General features: G+C 42.2%; 11 protein-coding genes. 6 read left to right on the top strand and 5 right to left on the bottom strand.

What is annotated here, in order from left to right; all coding sequences use genetic code 11:
- Positions 1–21: 21 nt before the first annotated feature.
- From ACGHVY_RS12890 to ACGHVY_RS12870, 5 genes are all read left to right on the top strand, one after another.
- Positions 22–1,077, top strand: a complete 1,056-nt coding sequence (locus ACGHVY_RS12890) for a hypothetical protein (RefSeq protein ID WP_390599387.1) — start codon at positions 22–24, stop codon at positions 1,075–1,077.
- Between the two features lie 87 nt (positions 1,078–1,164).
- Entirely contained in the window at positions 1,165–1,836 is a 672-nt protein-coding gene (locus ACGHVY_RS12885) for a hypothetical protein (RefSeq protein ID WP_390599386.1), read from the top strand.
- A gap of 255 nt (positions 1,837–2,091) precedes the next feature.
- Positions 2,092–2,691, top strand: coding sequence for a hypothetical protein (locus tag ACGHVY_RS12880; RefSeq protein WP_390599385.1), 600 nt, complete (start codon positions 2,092–2,094; stop codon positions 2,689–2,691).
- A 12-nt stretch (positions 2,692–2,703) separates the two neighbouring features.
- Complete coding sequence (locus ACGHVY_RS12875) at positions 2,704–3,255, top strand: DUF6705 family protein (RefSeq protein WP_390599384.1); 552 nt, start codon at positions 2,704–2,706, stop codon at positions 3,253–3,255.
- 125 nt (positions 3,256–3,380) lie between these two features.
- On the top strand, positions 3,381–4,727 hold the full coding sequence (locus ACGHVY_RS12870) for an energy transducer TonB (RefSeq protein ID WP_390599383.1): 1,347 nt from the start codon (positions 3,381–3,383) through the stop codon (positions 4,725–4,727).
- Between the two features lie 113 nt (positions 4,728–4,840).
- Here the strand turns inward: ACGHVY_RS12870 and uvrA are convergent, their stop codons facing one another.
- Entirely contained in the window at positions 4,841–7,612 is a 2,772-nt protein-coding gene (uvrA, locus tag ACGHVY_RS12865; RefSeq protein ID WP_390599382.1) for an excinuclease ABC subunit UvrA, read from the bottom strand.
- A gap of 17 nt (positions 7,613–7,629) precedes the next feature.
- On the opposite strand from uvrA, the gene ACGHVY_RS12860 reads away from it, so the two are divergent.
- On the top strand, positions 7,630–9,216 hold the full coding sequence (locus tag ACGHVY_RS12860; RefSeq protein WP_390599381.1) for a glycoside hydrolase family 10 protein: 1,587 nt from the start codon (positions 7,630–7,632) through the stop codon (positions 9,214–9,216).
- A gap of 73 nt (positions 9,217–9,289) precedes the next feature.
- Here ACGHVY_RS12860 and ACGHVY_RS12855 read toward each other — a convergent pair whose 3' ends face one another.
- From ACGHVY_RS12855 to purL, 4 genes are all read right to left on the bottom strand, one after another.
- Positions 9,290–9,838: a chromate transporter gene (locus ACGHVY_RS12855; protein WP_308744553.1), complete on the bottom strand. Its 549-nt coding sequence runs from the start codon at positions 9,836–9,838 to the stop codon at positions 9,290–9,292.
- 68 nt (positions 9,839–9,906) lie between these two features.
- Positions 9,907–10,458, bottom strand: coding sequence for a chromate transporter (locus tag ACGHVY_RS12850; protein ID WP_390599380.1), 552 nt, complete (start codon positions 10,456–10,458; stop codon positions 9,907–9,909).
- Complete coding sequence (locus ACGHVY_RS12845) at positions 10,455–14,471, bottom strand: two-component regulator propeller domain-containing protein (protein WP_390599379.1); 4,017 nt, start codon at positions 14,469–14,471, stop codon at positions 10,455–10,457. The genes ACGHVY_RS12850 and ACGHVY_RS12845 overlap by 4 nt, the downstream gene beginning before the upstream one ends.
- A 274-nt stretch (positions 14,472–14,745) precedes the next feature.
- Positions 14,746–18,450 carry a phosphoribosylformylglycinamidine synthase gene (gene purL / locus ACGHVY_RS12840; protein ID WP_390599378.1) on the bottom strand — a complete coding sequence of 1,235 codons (3,705 nt, stop codon included), beginning with the start codon at positions 18,448–18,450 and terminating at the stop codon, positions 14,746–14,748.
- Positions 18,451–18,838 lie beyond the last annotated feature (388 nt).

The following is an 18,838-nucleotide window of genomic DNA, read 5'->3' as shown; positions in this document are numbered from 1 at the left end:
AACTTTTAATAATAAAAACTTATGAAAATCATTTTCTCTTTGGCTTTACTTCTATTAGGAGGAAGTATTGCCTATTCACAAAGTATTTCAAGCGTAGATATTGGTAAACGCAAGGAATATATGATGAAGATATATAAAATTCATCATTTGAAAGCAGATAAATACGAACTGCAGATTCTTCCATCTTTGGAGCGTGAGAACGAGCAATTGAAAAATAAGAGGATAGGTTCTGTCATGTTTAAAAATGAACAGAAGAAGCTCTACAGAAAGTATGGAGTTATGATTAGTCAGATCTTTAGTAATGGAAGATATAAAACATGGAGTTCTTGTACGCAAGAATTGGAACGTTATCATGTTTTGAGTGAAACAAAGTTCATTCCTCTTGAAAAGATGCGTGCACTGTACAAAGCGGAGAGTATATGGGAAAAAGAACGTGATAAGATGTTGACGGAAACCATTGATGAACAACGGAAAATAGAGAGAATAGAGTTGATGTTGTCGAATCTGAATGGACAAATCCGTCAAATATTAGGTACGGAAAGCGGAAATTGGTATATCGCTTATAAAGAAATGACATTTAGAGCGCTTGATAATATGGATAAGTATGGTGCTACCTACAATGAAGGTTATCGGATAGCGGAAATAGAAGTTGATTGTTCTAGACAGCGTCAAAAAGTGTGGCGGGAACGTCTGAAAAATCGAAATGAAAAATTGCAGGAAATTGAGGATAATAAATTAAATGCGATAAAGAAAGATTTGCCTGTGCAAGTAGCGGAAAAATGGAAAGCGGTCAATAACTCCTATTTGGAGTATATACTTACTAAACGGTATGGATTGAATAAAATGCAGATTGGCCAATTCAAGGATGCATATAATGCATATGCTATTGAAGAATATAAAATAATAAACGAACAAAAAAGGCTTTCAGCTTCAGAGAATACAGAAAAATTGAAAAAAAATAATGAAGAGTTTTGTGAGAAGGTTCGTCCATATTTTAAAGGTAACTCATATAAGAAATGGAAGGGGAAACGGATGTATGATTTTAAGCAAAGAATAGAACAGAAAAATAAAAAATAGAAAATACATTTGATTATGAGGAAAAATATCTATCTTTATATTGGTTGCTTATCTATACTTCTTATGTTCTTTCTAGTTTGGAGTTGTATGGATGATGAATTAATAAAAATGGATTCACGAACCGAAAATAAAAATTTTAGTTTGCAAGAAGCGAAAGCTTTTTTTGAAAAGTCAATGGAGAGTGTAACTACTCGTTCTGAAAAAGAAAAGGCTGATAATTCTATACGTCCAGGAGATTTCTCTCCTCAATGGACGGGTGCTATACCTTCTTCTAAGCATAATTTGGAGTGTTATGATATCCCTATAATATCAACTTTTCAATACAAGGCTTTATATGTAGAATATAAAAATGATAAAGGAATTGCTAAACACACAAATGTGTATCAAAAGTTAGTTATTGTAAAAGATGTAAAGGAGAATAATGTTGGCCAATATATTCTGACACTTATTCCAGCTAAGGAATATGATGCTGTCCATAACAGTCAGGTATGTAAAGACTTTATTAATTGTGTAGATAAAGGAACGTTTACAGGAATTGCAATCTATTCTATGGTTCATTCAAGTATGATAGCTCGTATTAATACATATAAAAATGGTATAAAAGTGAAAGGTGTTTTTTTGTTGAATGCATCTACTCAAGCAGAATTAGAAGAAAAACGTCAGATTGCTAATTTTCAACTTTCCGGACTTGCTTTTGGTAGAAAGAAGAAGATTTCCACTAGAAGTGGGGAGGATGATTTATGGGATGGAGAAGACTAGTCTTGGGATATTGATGGTGGAAGCCTTCCGGAAGTTGTTATTCCAGGGGTAGGAGACATTAATGGTGGAAGCCTTCCAGAGGTAGTTATTACTCCAGATGATTGGCTAACTCCTATACCTCCCCCTGATCCGGATACTATTCCAGATCCAGGAGAGCTCTCAACAGGTAATCCGGACGAAAGCACAGGGAATAGTACAGTAGAAGAAAAAGAGGAGAAAGATCCTGATGTGGATCCATGTGAAAAGGCAAATGAAATGAATGAAAATGATAGCTTGATAGCTAGAGTTGGAAAGATATTTGCTGGAGTCTATTATCGACCGCAGTCAAAAGAGAATGGTTGGATTGCCAATGGTGTATCAATTCATACTCCTAATAAACAAACGCAAGGGAGTATTAAATATGATTGGAGTGCCGTGAAACCGAATAGTGTTACTGAATGGTATCATTCACACCCAGGAGGTGGTCCTATTCCTTCATTTGCAGATTTAGAGATGTTGGCTTTAAAATATAATCAAGGGTATATTGATATAGATAACTTTACTTATGGGATAATTTCGGACTTTGGATGTACTAGCTTGGTTATAGTTTCAGAAGAAGCGTTTCAGAGTTTTGTGGAGAGGTTGCAGAATGATAAGGAAGCGATAATGGGAAATTTTAATGATTTGGTAGATGCTGGAACTCCTGGTGGAGTAGAGGAAAAAATATCCAATTATATTAAATTCCTACAACAATCAGTTTCTGGTTTGCAACTTATTTTTAATAAGTACAGTGAGATTACTCAGAAATGGGAAGGTTGGAAAGCTAGAACTGTAGATAGTGGTGGTCAGTTAGAAAATTTAGATTGTAATAAATAAAAAAGTATAGTTATGGAACGGATATTATTTGTTTTATTAGTCGTTATGTATAGTTGTGTTGCACAGGCACAATATCCAATGGAAAATTATATTGGGACATGGAGATACGAGGAAGGGGATACTGTGTTTACTGTTAAATTAGTAGAAGGAGAAACCCTTAATAAGGGAAAACTGCATACTGTATTGGATATCAGATATTTATTTGGTGGATATTCTTTATCTGTAAAAGGGAAAATACTAGAAAATTACATAGATGATATTCATACACAATGGTTTTTAGGAGGTGGAAAGGGAAGTGAACAGCATATTTACATTCGTGGCGCTTATCGTCCTAAACGTAGGTTTAATGGATTTACTTTTTATGATCAGCGGATGAAACATTTTGACGGGAATGGAATTACTGGAGGTAGTTTGGAACTCATAGCTCCTAATAAATTGCATTGGATTTTAAATGAAAAAATAGGTATTTGGAATGCAACAGAAGGTCTTGAAGATTGGGTAGAAGTAAAGCCTATAGGCTTTTCTGTTCCAACTGATGTCATAATGACTAAAGTTGATGAATAAATCTTTATAAATGATGTTTGTATGGTGATATTTGTTTGTCATCCTGTAAATATTCGTTTGTCGGAAGACTAATTTGTGCTATTTTTTTATAATACTCTTTTATGTGAAATCTAACAATTAGTGAGATGAAAAAGATTATTATTTCTTTTATAATTTTGTTTTTAGGAGTATATACCTATAGTCAGACTGTTCCTTGTGATAACAGGAATGCGGAGAACTCAATGATGATGCTTGATGAAATACCGGATTGGATATTGAAAAATATTCAATTTCCTCAAGAGGCATATAAATATGGAATAGTAGGGACTGAACAGTTGTGTGTCAGTGTATCGTGGGATGGAAAAGTGTTTATTTCTAGTAACTTGAATACTTTAAATCCAGCTTTTGAAGATGAAATCATACGTGTGGTGGGAAAAGCCCCGAGATGTATGTATGCAGGAAAACAGGCTAAGGATGTATATAAATATATGTTGATTGATTTCTGCCGGTATATCCCGGAAGATTCGCTAGTACGGTTTCACAGGATTACTCTGCATACTCCGCCGCGACTGGCGGATATACCTTCAAGTCCTTTCGATAGCAGAGATAAGCTGGCGCAGTGGATACATGGTAAGATTCAGATTCCGTCAGCCTTGAAATATTACGTGGATACGATATTGTATCAATACACGGTTGACAAAGGTGGTAGGATGAGAAATGCATCCGTAATACAATGTAAGAGCGACATTGTAAAGAGCGCTTTGGAGATTGTTTTAAAAGAACCATTGAAATGGAAACCCGCTATCGCTGATAGATGTGTTCCTGTTGAGGTTACTCAGCGCGACAGAGTGATTGTAAAGACGGATGGCGAGGGGCGATTGCTGCCGTTCGAGAAATATCTGAATGATGTGTTCCGTAATGCAAAAACTTTGCCTGTCGATTCGGATATACTTGTTCTTAATCCGGAAATAAAGCCGATTTATCAAGGAAAACATACATTTCTGCATGATATAACTCAAGGAATAAATGTTGATGGAGAAATACAATTGAATGGTTCATTTGTCATAGAGAAGGATGGAACAGTAAGCCATGTTGATATATCAAACAATTCCTGTGTAAAGATAGATAGTATTGTGACGGAAACTATCGACCGGACTAAATGGGTTGCTGCCATACAAGGAGGGAATCCTGTAAGAACGCTATATTCATTCGGTATAAACAAGAAACCTCAGAAGAAATACCGTAAGGATTCTTACTATGACATTTATGGTAAGTATTTTATATATCTCCAAGCTAATCCTGCCAGAACATCCCATGTCTTTATACGACGTGACGGGACAGTTGATAAATATCCATTCAACAATCAAGGTTTGTTTGATTACGACGCTTACTACAAAGGGATGCTGTTTTATTACAAAAATGCTTCTGGAAAAACAGGGAATATCTCCAGGGAGTATTTTAAAAGGCTTTATAAGCTGTATGTGAATGATTAAACTTATCTCAGGGGGCTGTCCTTGATTTTGTATAAATGAGAAAATAGAATTCAGACCTAGGAAGAAATATCTGAATTCTATTTTCTTAATTTGTACAGACTGTTTTATAGTGTCTATTTCAGTTTTTCTTTTAAGAACTGCCCCGTATAGCTTGCTCCGCAAGCGGCTACCTCTTCCGGAGTACCTACCGCTACTATATTTCCACCTTTATCTCCACCTTCCGGTCCGAGGTCGATCACATAATCGGCGCATTTGATAACGTCCATATTGTGCTCAATAATTACAATACTATGTCCCCGACGGATAAGCGCGTCGAAAGCATCCAACAATTTACGGATATCATGGAAGTGCAACCCCGTAGTCGGTTCATCAAAGATAAACATGGTCGGGTCTGCTTTCTCCTGACTCAGATAGAATGCCAGTTTCACACGCTGGTTCTCACCACCGGAAAGGGTGGAAGAGGATTGTCCCAGTTTGATGTATCCTAATCCTACGTCCTGTAAGGGAAGCAACTTCTTCACAATTTTCTTCTGTCCATGTTCATTGAAGAATTCAACAGCTTGGTTCACGGTCATTTCCAATACATCATAGATGCTTTTATCGTGGAATTTCACTTCCAGTGTGTCGGATTTGAAACGTTTTCCGTGGCAGGATTCACATTCGAGCACCAAGTCGGCCATGAACTGCATTTCTACAGTAATGGTTCCGTCACCCTTACACTCTTCGCAACGCCCGCCTTCGCTGTTGAAACTGAAGAATCCGGCTGTGTAACCCATTTGTTTGGCTAAAGGCTGTTCAGACCATAGTTTACGGATTTCGTCATACGCTTTGATATAAGTTACCGGGTTGGAACGCGATGATTTACCAATCGGATTCTGGTCTACAAATTCTACATTCCGTAGGTCGCGCAAGCTGCCACCAATAGAAGAGAACTCTCCCGGTCGCTCACTACATTCGTCCAATTCGCGTTTCAGTGCCCGGAAGAAAATATCCCTTACTAACGTACTTTTTCCGGAACCGGAAACTCCGGTAACGACTGTCATTACATTGAGTGGGAAACGGGCGTCCACCCCTTTCAGATTATTCTCGCGTGCACCTTTCAATTCTATATAGTTATTCCACGGCCGGCGATGTTCGGGAACGGGAATTTCATCTTCTCCCAGAAGATAACGCACTGTGTAACTGTTGCTTCCTTTTTGAAGGTCTTTCATGTCGCCCTGATAAACGACCTCTCCGCCCAAGCGTCCGGCATTGGGGCCTATGTCGATGATGTAATCTGCGGCGCGGATAATTTCTTCGTCATGTTCTACGACTACTACCGTGTTGCCTAACTGTTGTAGTTGGCGTAATACATAAATCAACCGGTCTGTATCACGGCTGTGAAGCCCGATACTTGGTTCGTCAAGAATATAAAGACTACCTACAAGACTGCTACCCAGTGATGTTGCCAGATTGATACGCTGGCTTTCTCCACCGGACAGGGAATTACTGAGACGGTTCAAGGTCAGGTATCCCAAACCTACATCAATCAGGAAGTGGATACGGTTGTTAATTTCAATCAGGATACGGCGGGCTACATCGCTGTCGTGCTCGTTGAGTTCCAGACCGTCAAAGAATTGCTTTAATTCCGTAATGGGTAAATCTACCAGTTCGGAGATATTTTTACCGCCTACCCGTACATATCCGGCTTCCGGTTTCAGACGTGTGCCGTGACATTTCGGACAAAGCGTCTTTCCCCGGTAACGTGCAAGCATCACACGATATTGTATCTTGTATTGGTTCTCTTCCAGCATCTTGAAAAAATCGTTGATACCGTGGAAGTATTGGTTGCCTTCCCAAAGTAGCCGACGTTGTGCATCCGTCAATTCATAATAAGGTGTGAATATCGGGAAATCGAACTTGTCCGCATTGTGGATCAACTCATCTTTCCACTCTCCCATCTTTTCACCACGCCAGCATACAATAGCCCCTTCATAAACCGATAAAGAACGGTTCGGCACAACCAGATGTTCGTCGATACCGATCACCTTACCGAAACCTTCGCAGGTAGGACAAGCGCCGATAGGGGAGTTGAACGAGAACATTTGGTCGTTCGGTTCTTCAAAGACGATACCGTCTGCTTCAAATTTGGTGCTGAAAGTGTGGAGTTTGGTTGTCCCATCCGAAAGATAGAAACGCAGCATACAGGTTCCATCGCCTTCATACATGGCTGTTTCGGCAGAGTCGGTTAACCGGCTGATGGCATCTTTGGTGTTGGTTACTGCCATACGGTCTACCAACAGGTAAACTTCATCGCCTGCCGCGGGTGTATATTCATCTATACGTTTCATTTCACCGTTCACTTCGATACGGTTGAATCCCTGTTTCAGGTCTATTTCCAATTGCTGTTGCAGGGTGCGGTCTTCACGCAGGCGGATAGGTGTCAGCACTGTATACCTTGTACCTTCCGGATACGAAAGCATACAGTTGACGATATCTTCTGTCGAATGCTTCTTCACCTCTTGCCCGCTGACGGGGCTGTATGTTTTCCCTACGCGGGAGTAGAGCAGGCGGAGATATTCGTAAATCTCGGTCGAGGTACCCACGGTAGAACGCGGATTGCGGCTGTTTACTTTCTGTTCGATGGCAATGGCGGGTGGAATACCTTTGATGAAGTCACATTCCGGTTTGCTCATTCGACCCAGGAACTGGCGTGCATAGCTGCTCAGACTTTCTACATATCGGCGTTGCCCCTCGGCATAGAGCGTATCAAAAGCGAGGGAAGATTTTCCGGAACCCGATAATCCGGTGATTACAACAAGTTTGTTGCGTGGTATATCTACATCGATGTTTTTTAGGTTATTTACTCGTGCACCTTTTATCGAAATATAGTTGTTTTCTGACATAAAATACTCCTTGTTTTATGGTAGTCGGCAAAGTTAGCGAATTTATCGGGAGTTTGTATTATCTTTGCGTCACATTATTACGATTTAAGAATATTATGAAGCTGAAAAACTATCTTTTACTTTTAGCTCTTCTTCTTGCGGTAGGAGTGAGGGCGCAGGTGCCAACCGGCAATAAATACCCCAAACGTGAATTTCGTGCGGCATGGATACAGGCTGTCAACGGACAATTCCGCGGTATTCCTACCGAACGGCTGAAACAGACGTTGATTAGCCAGTTGAACTCTCTTCAGGGAGCCGGCATTAATGCGATTATCTTCCAGGTACGCCCTGAAGCGGATGCGCTGTACGCTTCACAACATGAACCGTGGAGTCGTTTCCTGACCGGAACGCAAGGACAGACTCCTTCTCCTATGTGGGACCCGATGCAGTTTATGATTGAAGAGTGCCAGAAGCGGAATATGGAGTTTCATGCCTGGATTAATCCTTACCGTGTGAAGACTTCATTGAAGAGCCAGTTGGCACCGGAGCATATTTACCATCAGCATCCTGAATGGTTCGTTACGTATGGCGACCAGTTATACTTCGACCCGGCACTTCCCGAAAGCCGGGAATACATTTGCAAAATTGTGACTGATATCGTGTCCCGTTATGATGTGGATGCCATCCATATGGATGATTATTTCTATCCTTATCCTGTCAGGGGATTGGATTTCCCGGATGATGCGAGCTTTGCCCGTTATGGCGGCGGATTCACGAATAAGGCAGACTGGCGTCGTAGTAATGTCAATGTGTTGATAAAGAAGCTTCACGAGACTATCCGCGGGATAAAACCGTGGGTGAAATTCGGTATCAGTCCGTTTGGTATTTACCGTAATCAGAAGAGCGACCCGTTGGGAAGTAATACGAACGGTTTGCAGAATTACGATGATTTGTATGCCGATGTCCTGCTTTGGGCACGCGAGGGATGGATTGATTATAATATTCCGCAGATTTATTGGGAAGTCGGGCATAAGGCGGCCGATTACGAGACATTGGTGAAATGGTGGGCTACCCACTCGGAAAACCGTCCGTTGTTTATCGGTCAGTCTGTGCCGAACACTATCCAACATGCCGATCCGCAGAATCCTTCCATCAATCAGCTTCCACGGAAGATGGCTCTGCAACGTGCTTATCAGACGATTGGCGGTAGCTGCCAATGGTATGCGTCGGCTGTTGTCGAGAATCAAGGTAGATACCGTGACGCTTTAGTCAGTGAATATCATAAATATCCCGCTTTGATTCCTGTCTTTGACTTTATGGATGACAAGGCTCCGGGCAAAGTGCGCAAGATGAAGAAAGTATGGACAGAAGATGGTTATGTTCTTTTTTGGACTGCTCCGAAGGCGGATACAGAAATGGATAAAGCTGTCCGATATGTAGTGTACCGCTTCAGCGGAAAAGAAAAGGTGAACCTCGATGATCCTTCACATATTGTAGATATTACCCGCAATCCTTTCTACAAGCTTCCATACGAAACGGGAAAAACCAAACACCGTTATGTAGTAACAGCTTTGGACCGTCTTCATAATGAATCGAAGTCTGTAAGTAAGAAGGTGAAACTATAAAGTGTGAATAATGAGGAATAAGAAATAAAGGATGAAGAACTTTGCTGTGTGGCGGTTCTTCATCCTTTATTTTTTAGTAAAGCAACAATCCTGCAATACCGCAAGCAATAATCATCAGAATCGGATTTGCTTTATATTTTCTCGTTCCGATAAAAGCAATCAGGAAGATAATGATACTGATAACGAATGAATAAGTATCTTCCGTAGGTGATCCGAAGTTCTCTACGTTCATTAATACCAGTGCGGCAGAAGCCAGCAACCCGACAACTGCCGGACGCAATCCGCTGAAAATAGACTCTACTACCGGATGTTTCTGATATTTCAGAAAGAATTTACTAATAGTCAGCATTAAGATAAAAGAGGGTAGGACTACCGCAAAGGTAGCAACGATAGACCCCCATACACTGCCTGTAGAAGTGAATCCTACATAAGTTGCCGCATTGATACCTATTGGTCCCGGTGTCATCTGGCTGATTGCGACAATATCTGTGAACTCTTGCGAACTTACCCATCCATAGCGGGTCACCACCTCACCTTGAATCATGGAAAGCATGGCATAACCACCGCCGAAGCCGAAGAGCCCGATTTTGAAAAACGTATAGAATAACTGTAGATAAATCATATGATTAATAATTTATATAATAATGTTAGGCGCATCCGTGTAATCCTTGCCTTCTCAACTTTACATTTTCAACTCTCAACTTCTTTGACTTTTCTAAATTTTCCCCAAAGAAAGCCACCTACGCCCGCAGCGACGATAATCCAGATAGGAGAGAACCCCAACAGCCAGATTAGCAGTGCCGAAACAACGGGAATCCACAGGTTATAGCGGTTGATTTTCGCCGACCGTCCCATCGTAAAAGTCGGTGCGGCGATGAGTGCTACTACTGCCGGGCGGATTCCTTTGAAGATGCGTTCCACTATCGGATTGTCTTTGAAACTATGGAAGAACAGGGCAATAGCCAATATAATAATGAAAGACGGCAAGATCGTTCCTAATGCCGTGACAATACTCCCCCTAATCCCGCGTAGCTTATATCCTATAAAGATAGAAATATTAACCGCCAGTATGCCGGGGGCAGATTGGGAGATAGCCAGCAAGTCGATAAAGTCTTCCTGTGCTATCCATTTTCGCTTGGTGACGATTTCATTTTCGATTAACGGCACCATTGCGTACCCGCCGCCAATGGTAAAAGCGCCGATTTTAAAAAAAATTCCAAATGATTCGAGATAAATATTCATTCTTCTTTTTCTCCTTCTTTTTTATTTACTGCTTTTTTTTCTTTGAAGTATTGGCTGGGACTTACATTATAATGCTTCTTAAATACTTCACGGAAGTATTTGGCATCACTAAATCCTGTCATTTCCGCTATTTCTGTTATACTATGTATGTCTTCTTTGAGCAACCTTACGGCACGTTTCAGGCGGATCAGCCGGATATAATCTCCCGGCGACTGGTCGGTCAGTGCTCTTAATTTGTTGTAGAAACTGGTGCGGCTCATACCCATCAGGCTGCAAAGCACATCTACTGTGAGAGCCGGATTATCGATGTTATCTTCTATATTCTTCTTCACGTTTGCGATAAATTTCCAGTCAATATCCTGTGAGCAATTGATACACTCTTCATCGTGCTCCTCTTCTTCTTCTTCCAGGCTGGCATACTTGCTGCGCAGAAGCGCGCGGTTAGCCAGCAGATTCGAGATATTTGCTTTTAATATACCGATATTGAACGGTTTCACCACATACTTGTCTGCTCCGGTGTTGAGTCCAGAGAGAATGTCCTTCTCGTTGTTGAGGGCTGTCAACAGAATAACGGGAATATGTGATGTTTCGATATTGTTCTTGATAGCCTTACACAATTCGTCCCCTCGCATTTCCGGCATCATGATGTCGGAGATAACCAGTTCCGGTTTATATTCGGGAATAATTATCAAGGCTTCTTTTCCGTTGGAACAAACCTGGATGGTATAATCATCGGATAATGTTTGTGACAGATAGGTACGTAACTCGTCATTATCTTCCACGATTAAGATTCGTTGGTGGTCTGCATTCTTCTTCTTTTGTACAGTCTCGTAAATCTCGGGTGATGGAGGCGGAACGTCGCTGATAGTCTTGATTTCCTGACGTTGTTGTTTGCCTGGAGTTGCCAAATGTGCCTTACGATAGAGTTTGCTGTTCTTCGGGAAAGTGATTTTAATCACAGAACCCTGGTTCTCTACGCTCGACAGATTAATCTTTCCTTTGTGTAGTCGGACTAGTTTCCATACGAGCATCAGTCCGATACCGCTGCCGGTCACTTTGGAGTTGACGGTGTTACTGCCACGGAAATGAAGTTTGAACAGCTTGTTTTGTTCGCTGGCCGGGATACCGATGCCTGTATCTCTGACTTCCACGCTCCACGAATCGGTTGTTTCTGAGACGAAAATCTGCACGTTTCCATTTTCCGGCGTATATTTCAATGCGTTTGAAATGATATTCTTGAAGATAGACTCCATCTTCTCCTTGTCAAACCAGACATTCATGTATTTGAAATTGCTTTCATAGGTAAAGTTGATATGTTTGATATTGGCATACTGCTGGAACGCATTGAATATTTCATTCATAAACGTATTGATTTCATGTTCCGAGATATATAGTTCGGAAGAATATACGTCCGCCCGTTCAAAGTTGATAAGATTGCTCGTGAGACGTAGCAGGGCATTCACATTACGTAAAGCCGTATTCATATTCGAAATCCCCTCTTTGCTTAATGCTTCCTTTTCGCGAAGCTCTTCCAAGGGAGCTTTGATGAGTGTCAATGGAGTACGGATATCATGTGCCGTATTGATGAAGAAGTGTATTTTCTCATCGGAGACTTTACGCTGTTTTCTTAAAATAAAAATACGCAGTAGAATTGCAGCTATGAGGGATAGTATGCCTGCATATAATAGCATTGCCCAGAATGTCAGCCAGAAAGGCTGGGCAATGATAATATCCAGACTTCTCTCTTCGAGTACGATTCGTTTATCTTCATTGGAGATGGTACGTACTTTCAGTGTATATGCGCCCGGCGCAAGATTGGTGTAACGGATTGTATTTTCGCTGCTGGGTTTGCTCCATTCTGTGTAGAATCCTTCCAGCTTCCAGGAATAAAGAATGTTGGAAGGATAATCATAGTTGATGGAAGAAACCTGCAGGGAGAAAATATTCTGATTGTATTCTAATTTCAGAACTTTGGTATCATTGATACTTTCTTTTAACGGAGAATTTTCATCTCCCGGGTAAACTGTCTGATAGAAAAGTTTGAAGTCGCTGAAAATCATCTTGGATGAATAGTTTCTGGGCAGTTTCATGTCTTTATGAAACTCGACTGCCCCGTCAGAACTGCCAAAGATAAAGTTATTGTTTTTGCGTAGTACGCCTGCCAGTGCATTGAAGTGCGTAGTCATTAATCCCATATCCTCCGTCCAGTTATGGAATTTCTTTTCTTGAGGATAAAAGCTTGTCAATCCGGTTTCTGTCCCCATCAGTATTTCTTCATCCGCATCCGATAATATAGTATAGATATTATTGGATATTAAGGCACAGTTTTCCGAGTGATAATGAGTGAACAGCTTCTTGTTAAAATCATAGATCAAGAGTCCTGAACCACTCGTTCCTATATATAATGAACCGTTTTTTGCCTGATACAGAGAGTAGATATAGGTTGATTCTACCGGTAGCTTGATGCGTTCCCATTTTCCGGATTCTTTGTCCAGCAGATATAAGCCCGTGGCGCTACCTATCCACATACTTTTATCATCTTTCTCGACGATGGCGGTAATGGAATTCAAACCGGGGTAAAGTCGTACGTCCTGTGTTTTCAGATGGATACGTTTCAGGTTGTAAAATCCTCCGGACCAGATGTATCCCTGTGAATCCATGCGGATGTCACGTATGTATTTATCCGGTCGCATACTGGTTTGAGTGTACAGCGGCGGCATGAAATAACTGACGCTAAAGGATTTTTTATCTATTTGGTAAGCGCCGGAAGAATAACCGCCTGCCCAGATAGTTCCGGGAGCTACCTCGCAGAGAGTGAGGAATATATGACTCTTATTTTCCTGCGACTTATCGAAAGAACTGAGTACCGAACGCCACTGTCCGGTCTTTGAATTGAAAAAACTGATACCATTGTTCGTTGCAAACCATAAATCTCCGTCCCGGTCCTCAATGATTGCATTCACTTGGTCATTGATTAGGGACTGCTTGTTGCCTATGGAGTGCTTTATCCATTTATAACTGGAATAGCGGTTGTTCTGTACCGTTACTCCGATGGGATAATTAGCCAGCCAGATCCGTTCTTCGTCATCCACATAAATATCATTGATGCTGTTGCCGTTCATGCTGTTATTGCTGTTGTAGTCTGTGATGATATATGGATCCATCCGGAAGGTTTCGGTATTCATTTTGTGCACACCGCCGCCATCCGTAGCTATCAGTAATTCTTTCTTGTTCAGTGGCTTGAATTTATTAATAGTGATATCATTCAGGTTGTTCTTCGGTTGTACGACCGACTTGAGACTCATGTCGTAGACAAAGATGCCTCGCAGGAAGGTTCCTATGAATAGTTTGCCGGCCTTTCTGTCGAAATGTAAATCGCTGACCTGGAACTTCACATTCTCCAGCTTGTCGCAATTGATAAGCTCCAGGGTGTCATTCTCCAGTTTGGCATAGTGTATCCCCATTTCCGTGCCAATGAAGTAATGTGACTCGTCTATCTGCTCAATGTCAGTGATTTCCTCTTTTATTTCATTCTTGATCGGACATACTTGATCGGTTTCCGTGTTATAAAGAAAGATTGTTTCTTCGTTACACAGCCATATATGGTTGTTTTTGTCGAGCCAGGCAAAACTGACCGGAGCAGGCAAGTCGCGAAAGTTCTCTATCGGCAATTTGTAGACAAGTTCGAAACGGTCGTGCACCTGGTCGTATCGGAATATCTTACCTTTCTTGCCGATTTCCCACAGGACTCCATCCTGGTTGATGTACAGCCAGTTGAGGTTTAACAGAGAATTTACTTCTGTGTCACCATCCATCAACTTATATCGCTTGAAACTTTTTCCGTTGTATCTATCAATACCTTCGTGTGTTAGAAACCACATATAGCCGGTTCTATCTTTTTGAATGCAATAAACTCGCCGGTTGCTTAACCCATCCTCTACTCCTAGATATTGATAGGTCTGAGCGACACAGGTTAAAGGAAACAATAATAATAGAAAAATCCACTTTTTCATACAAATAGGACTTTTAAGGGTTATTGAATCTTGTTTCAGAGGGGGAAAGTTTGACAAAATTAATAAGAATTTCCGATACTGCAAAATTTTATGGCAAGATAACACGGCTCTTAAAGTGAAGCGAATCAGGTATTTTGCCACCATTTGTATAAGCTGTTTATTTATGGAGATTTAGTTGCAAAAAACGGAATTACGGTAGCAAAAAAGAGGAAAAGAAAAGGCCGGTATTTCAAAAAAATACCAGCCTTTCTTGGATGAAATATAAAAGAAGTTTTTATTTCATTTTTTCTTCAACCCATTTACGTGCATTAACAAATGCTTCGATCCAGGGAGTAACCTGATCGCTGTTCTTGCGGTCTGCCGGGTAACAACCGTTCTGCCATGGGAAGATGGAACGTTCCAAGTGAGGCATAATAGCCAGATGGCGTCCGTCTGCACTAGCCAGTGCTGCTATGGAATAATCGGAGCCGTTCGGGTTGGCGGGATATTCATCATAGCTGTACTTCGCTACTACATTATATTTATCTTCGTCATACGGCAGAGAGAACTTTCCTTCTCCGTGAGCCACCCAAATACCCAGCTTGCTGCCGCTCAGAGAGCCGAACATTACACTGCGGTTTGTCGGGATAGTCAGGCCGAGGAAGCGTGATTCGAACTTATGCGAATCGTTATGCAGCATCTTACCCTGCTTTTTCAGTTCCGGGTTGATAAGGTTGAGTTCCATCATCAACTGGCAACCGTTGCAGACGCCTAATGAGAGTGTATCTTCGCGGGCATAATACTTATCCAATGCTTCTTTTGCTTTCGGGTTGAACAGGAATGCGCCTGCCCATCCTTTGGCAGAACCCAGTACGTCGGAGTTGGAGAAACCACCACAGTAAACAATCATGTTTACGTCTTCCAGTGTTTCACGTCCGCTGATAAGGTCGGTCATCGTAACATCTTTTACGTCGAAGCCTGCCAGATAAAGTGAGTATGCCATTTCACGTTCGCCGTTTGTACCTTTCTCACGGATGATAGCCGCACGGATACCGCTCGGCGTACGACGGTTCGGGTCGATACCATATTGAGAGAACTTACCTTTGAATTCGGGCATGAAAGCAAATTCTACAGGTTGCATCTTATAGTTTTCAAAACGCTTCTTGGCGCAGCCGTTCATAGACTGTTTGCGGTCGAGCAGATAAGAAGAAGAGTACCATACATCGCGCATATAGTCGATGCCGAACTGGTAAGTAGCCCCGTCTTTAGATACAAGGATATGGCGTTCGTCAGTCGGTTTACCCAGTTTTATATAACCTACACCTGCATCTTCCAGAATCTTCTTCACTTCTTCTTTGTGCTTGTCGCTGATCTGGATAACGATACCCAGATTTTCGGCAAACAGAATCTTGACGATATCCTGTTCCTTCATCTTGTCAAGGCTGATTTCCATACCACCTTCTACGTTGGAGAAGCACATTTCGAGCAATGTAGTGATAAGACCACCGGCAGAAATATCATGTCCGGCAAGAATCAGTCCTTTGTTTACGAGTTCCTGTACGGCAAGGAAAGCGTCACGGAAGTATTCGGCATCTTGTACGCAAGGTACATCGTCGCCTACTTTACCCAGCGATTGTGCAAAAGCCGAACCGCCGAGTTTCAGTTCGTCAAAACTGAAGTCGATATGATAAAGAGTTGTCTTTTCGTTGTTCACTAATACCGGAGATACTACTTTCTTCACGTCAGAAACTTCACCGCCGGCAGAAACAATCACGGTTCCCGGAGAAATTACTTTTTCACCGTTCGGGTACTTCTGAGTCATTGACAAAGAGTCCTTTCCGGTAGGAACGTTGATTTGCAGGGCACAGCAGAAGTCGCTCAATGCTTTGACTGCTGTGTAAAGGCGGGCATCTTCACCTTCCTGAGAGCGGCAAGGCCACATCCAGTTGGCAGACAAGGAAATGCTGTCCATGCCTTCTGCCATCGGGGCCCAAACGAGGTTGGTCAATGCTTCGGAAACGGAAAGGATAGAACCGGCAGCCGGATCCGCCAATGCTGCTTGCGGAGCGTGTCCGATAGAAGTAGCGATACCTTTCTCGCCGCGGTAGTCGAGTGCTACGACACCGCAATCGCTCAACGGCAACTGAAGTTCACCCTGACATTGCTGACGGGCTACTTTACCTGTTACGGAGCGGTCTACCTTATTTGTCAACCAATCCTTGCAAGCTACTGCTTCAAGCTGCAATACATTCGTCAGATATTCATGGAGTTTGGACAATTCGTACTTCGGCATTTCATAATGACGTTCTACGGTTTTGTCTATCATATAAGTCTTGGGAGAAGAACCGAACATCTGTTCTACGGCAAGGTCGAACGGGCGTACACCGTCAGCCTGCTGGAAAGCGAAGCGATGGTCACCGGTTGTCTCACCGACTACATACATCGGAGCACGTTCGCGTTCGGCAATCTTACGTACATGTTCGATAGCTTCTTCTTTAATCAGCAGCCCCATACGTTCCTGGCTCTCGTTGGCGATGATTTCTTTTGCAGACAATGTCGTGTCACCGATAGGCAACTTGCTCATGTCAATCAAACCGCCACATTCCTCCACCAACTCGGAAAGGCAGTTTACGTGTCCGGCAGAACCGTGGTCATGGATAGAAACCACAGGATTCACGTCTTCTTCGCAAAGTGCGCGTACTACGTTGTTGGCACGCTTCTGCATTTCTGCGTTGGCACGCTGAACGGCATTCAACTCGATACCGCTGCTGTAACGACCTGTATCTACAGAAGATACGGAACCGCCACCCAGTCCGATACGGTAGTTGTCACCGCCGATTACTACGACTTTGTTTCCTGCTTCGGGAGCACCTTTCAGGCAGTCGCGTTGTGTCCCGTAACCTACACCGCCGGCAAGCATGATTACTTTATCGTAACCATACACTTCTTTGTTTTCCGTGTGTTCGAAAGTCAGTACCGAACCGCAGATCAGCGGTTGACCAAACTTGTTTCCGAAGTCGGAAGCACCGTTGGATGCCTTGATAAGAATTTGTTCGGGAGTCTGATACAGCCATTTGCGTACCGGAAGAATTTCTTCCCATTCGCGTCCTTCATCGGTACGTGGGTAAGAAGTCATGTAGACAGCAGTACCTGCAATCGGCCATGAGCCCTTGCCACCACCCATACGGTCGCGGATTTCACCGCCTGTACCGGTAGAAGCACCGTTGAACGGTTCTACGGTAGTGGGGAAGTTATGTGTTTCCGCTTTTAGTGAGATAACGCTCTTGATGTCTTTCACTTGGAAGTAATCAGGCTTGGAGTGGTCTGCCGGAGCAAACTGTTCAACAACCGGACCTTCTGCGAAGGCTACATTATCTTTGTAAGCAGAGATTATTTTATTCGGATTTTCCTGTGTCGTCTTTTTAATCATCTGGAACAGGGAAGATTCCTGCTCTACACCATCGATGATAAACGTTCCACCGAAGATTTTGTGGCGGCAGTGTTCGGAGTTGATTTGTGCGAAACCGAATACTTCGGAGTCAGTCAGTTTACGACCGAGGTCATTTTCAACTTTCTTCAGATAGTCCATTTCTTCTTTAGAAAGTGCCAGACCTTCTTTTTCATTGTACACTTCGAGGTCTTCGATGTAGATGATCGGTTCCGGCTGACGGTTTGTCGTGAATACGTTTTGGTCGAGGCCTTTGTACATACGTTGCAGCATCGGGTCGTAATCAGCGTTTTCATCTTTTACGGGGAAATATTCCTCGATACGGCTGAGACCTTCAAGTCCCATGTTCTGGGTGATTTCTACTGCGTTTGTACTCCAGGGAGTGATCATCTCGCGGCGTGGACCGACGAAATAACCTTTCAGGTTTTCTTCACTTTCCATCACGGCTTCGCCAAAAAGCCAACAGAGTTTATTACTTTCGTCAGGGGTGAGCTGATGGTTGCTCTCTACGGCAATCACGCTCTTGGAAGGGGTTCTGAAAAAAAGAATCATGTTGTATATTTACGATTTTACGATTTTACGATTTTACGATTGAAGTCTCTGCAGGAGAAACTCTTCTCTTTTTCTGTGGCGCAAAGATAAGCAATTTCATTGGTGGTGAGAAAAAAAACGGAAATAAATATCTTTCCGGCTTTTCTTTTTATAGATTAGTTCATTTGGGTACGGAAATGAACTAATCTTAGTTTTTCTAAAATTAGATTGGCAGTATGCAATGATTTAATCCCCGTTATATATAAATTTATTCGTCTGACAGTTGTTGAACTTTCGTCTGACAACTGTTATTCTTCCGTCTGACAACTGTCAGACGAAAAAGCAACAATTGTCAGACGAATAAAATCATGCATCATCAATCATAAATTCATTCAGTATTAACGACAAA

This window comes from Bacteroides sp. f07 (assembly GCF_042854785.1).
In the GTDB taxonomy this organism is placed as follows: domain Bacteria; phylum Bacteroidota; class Bacteroidia; order Bacteroidales; family Bacteroidaceae; genus Bacteroides.
This window is presented reverse-complemented; position numbering and strand designations above follow the sequence as displayed.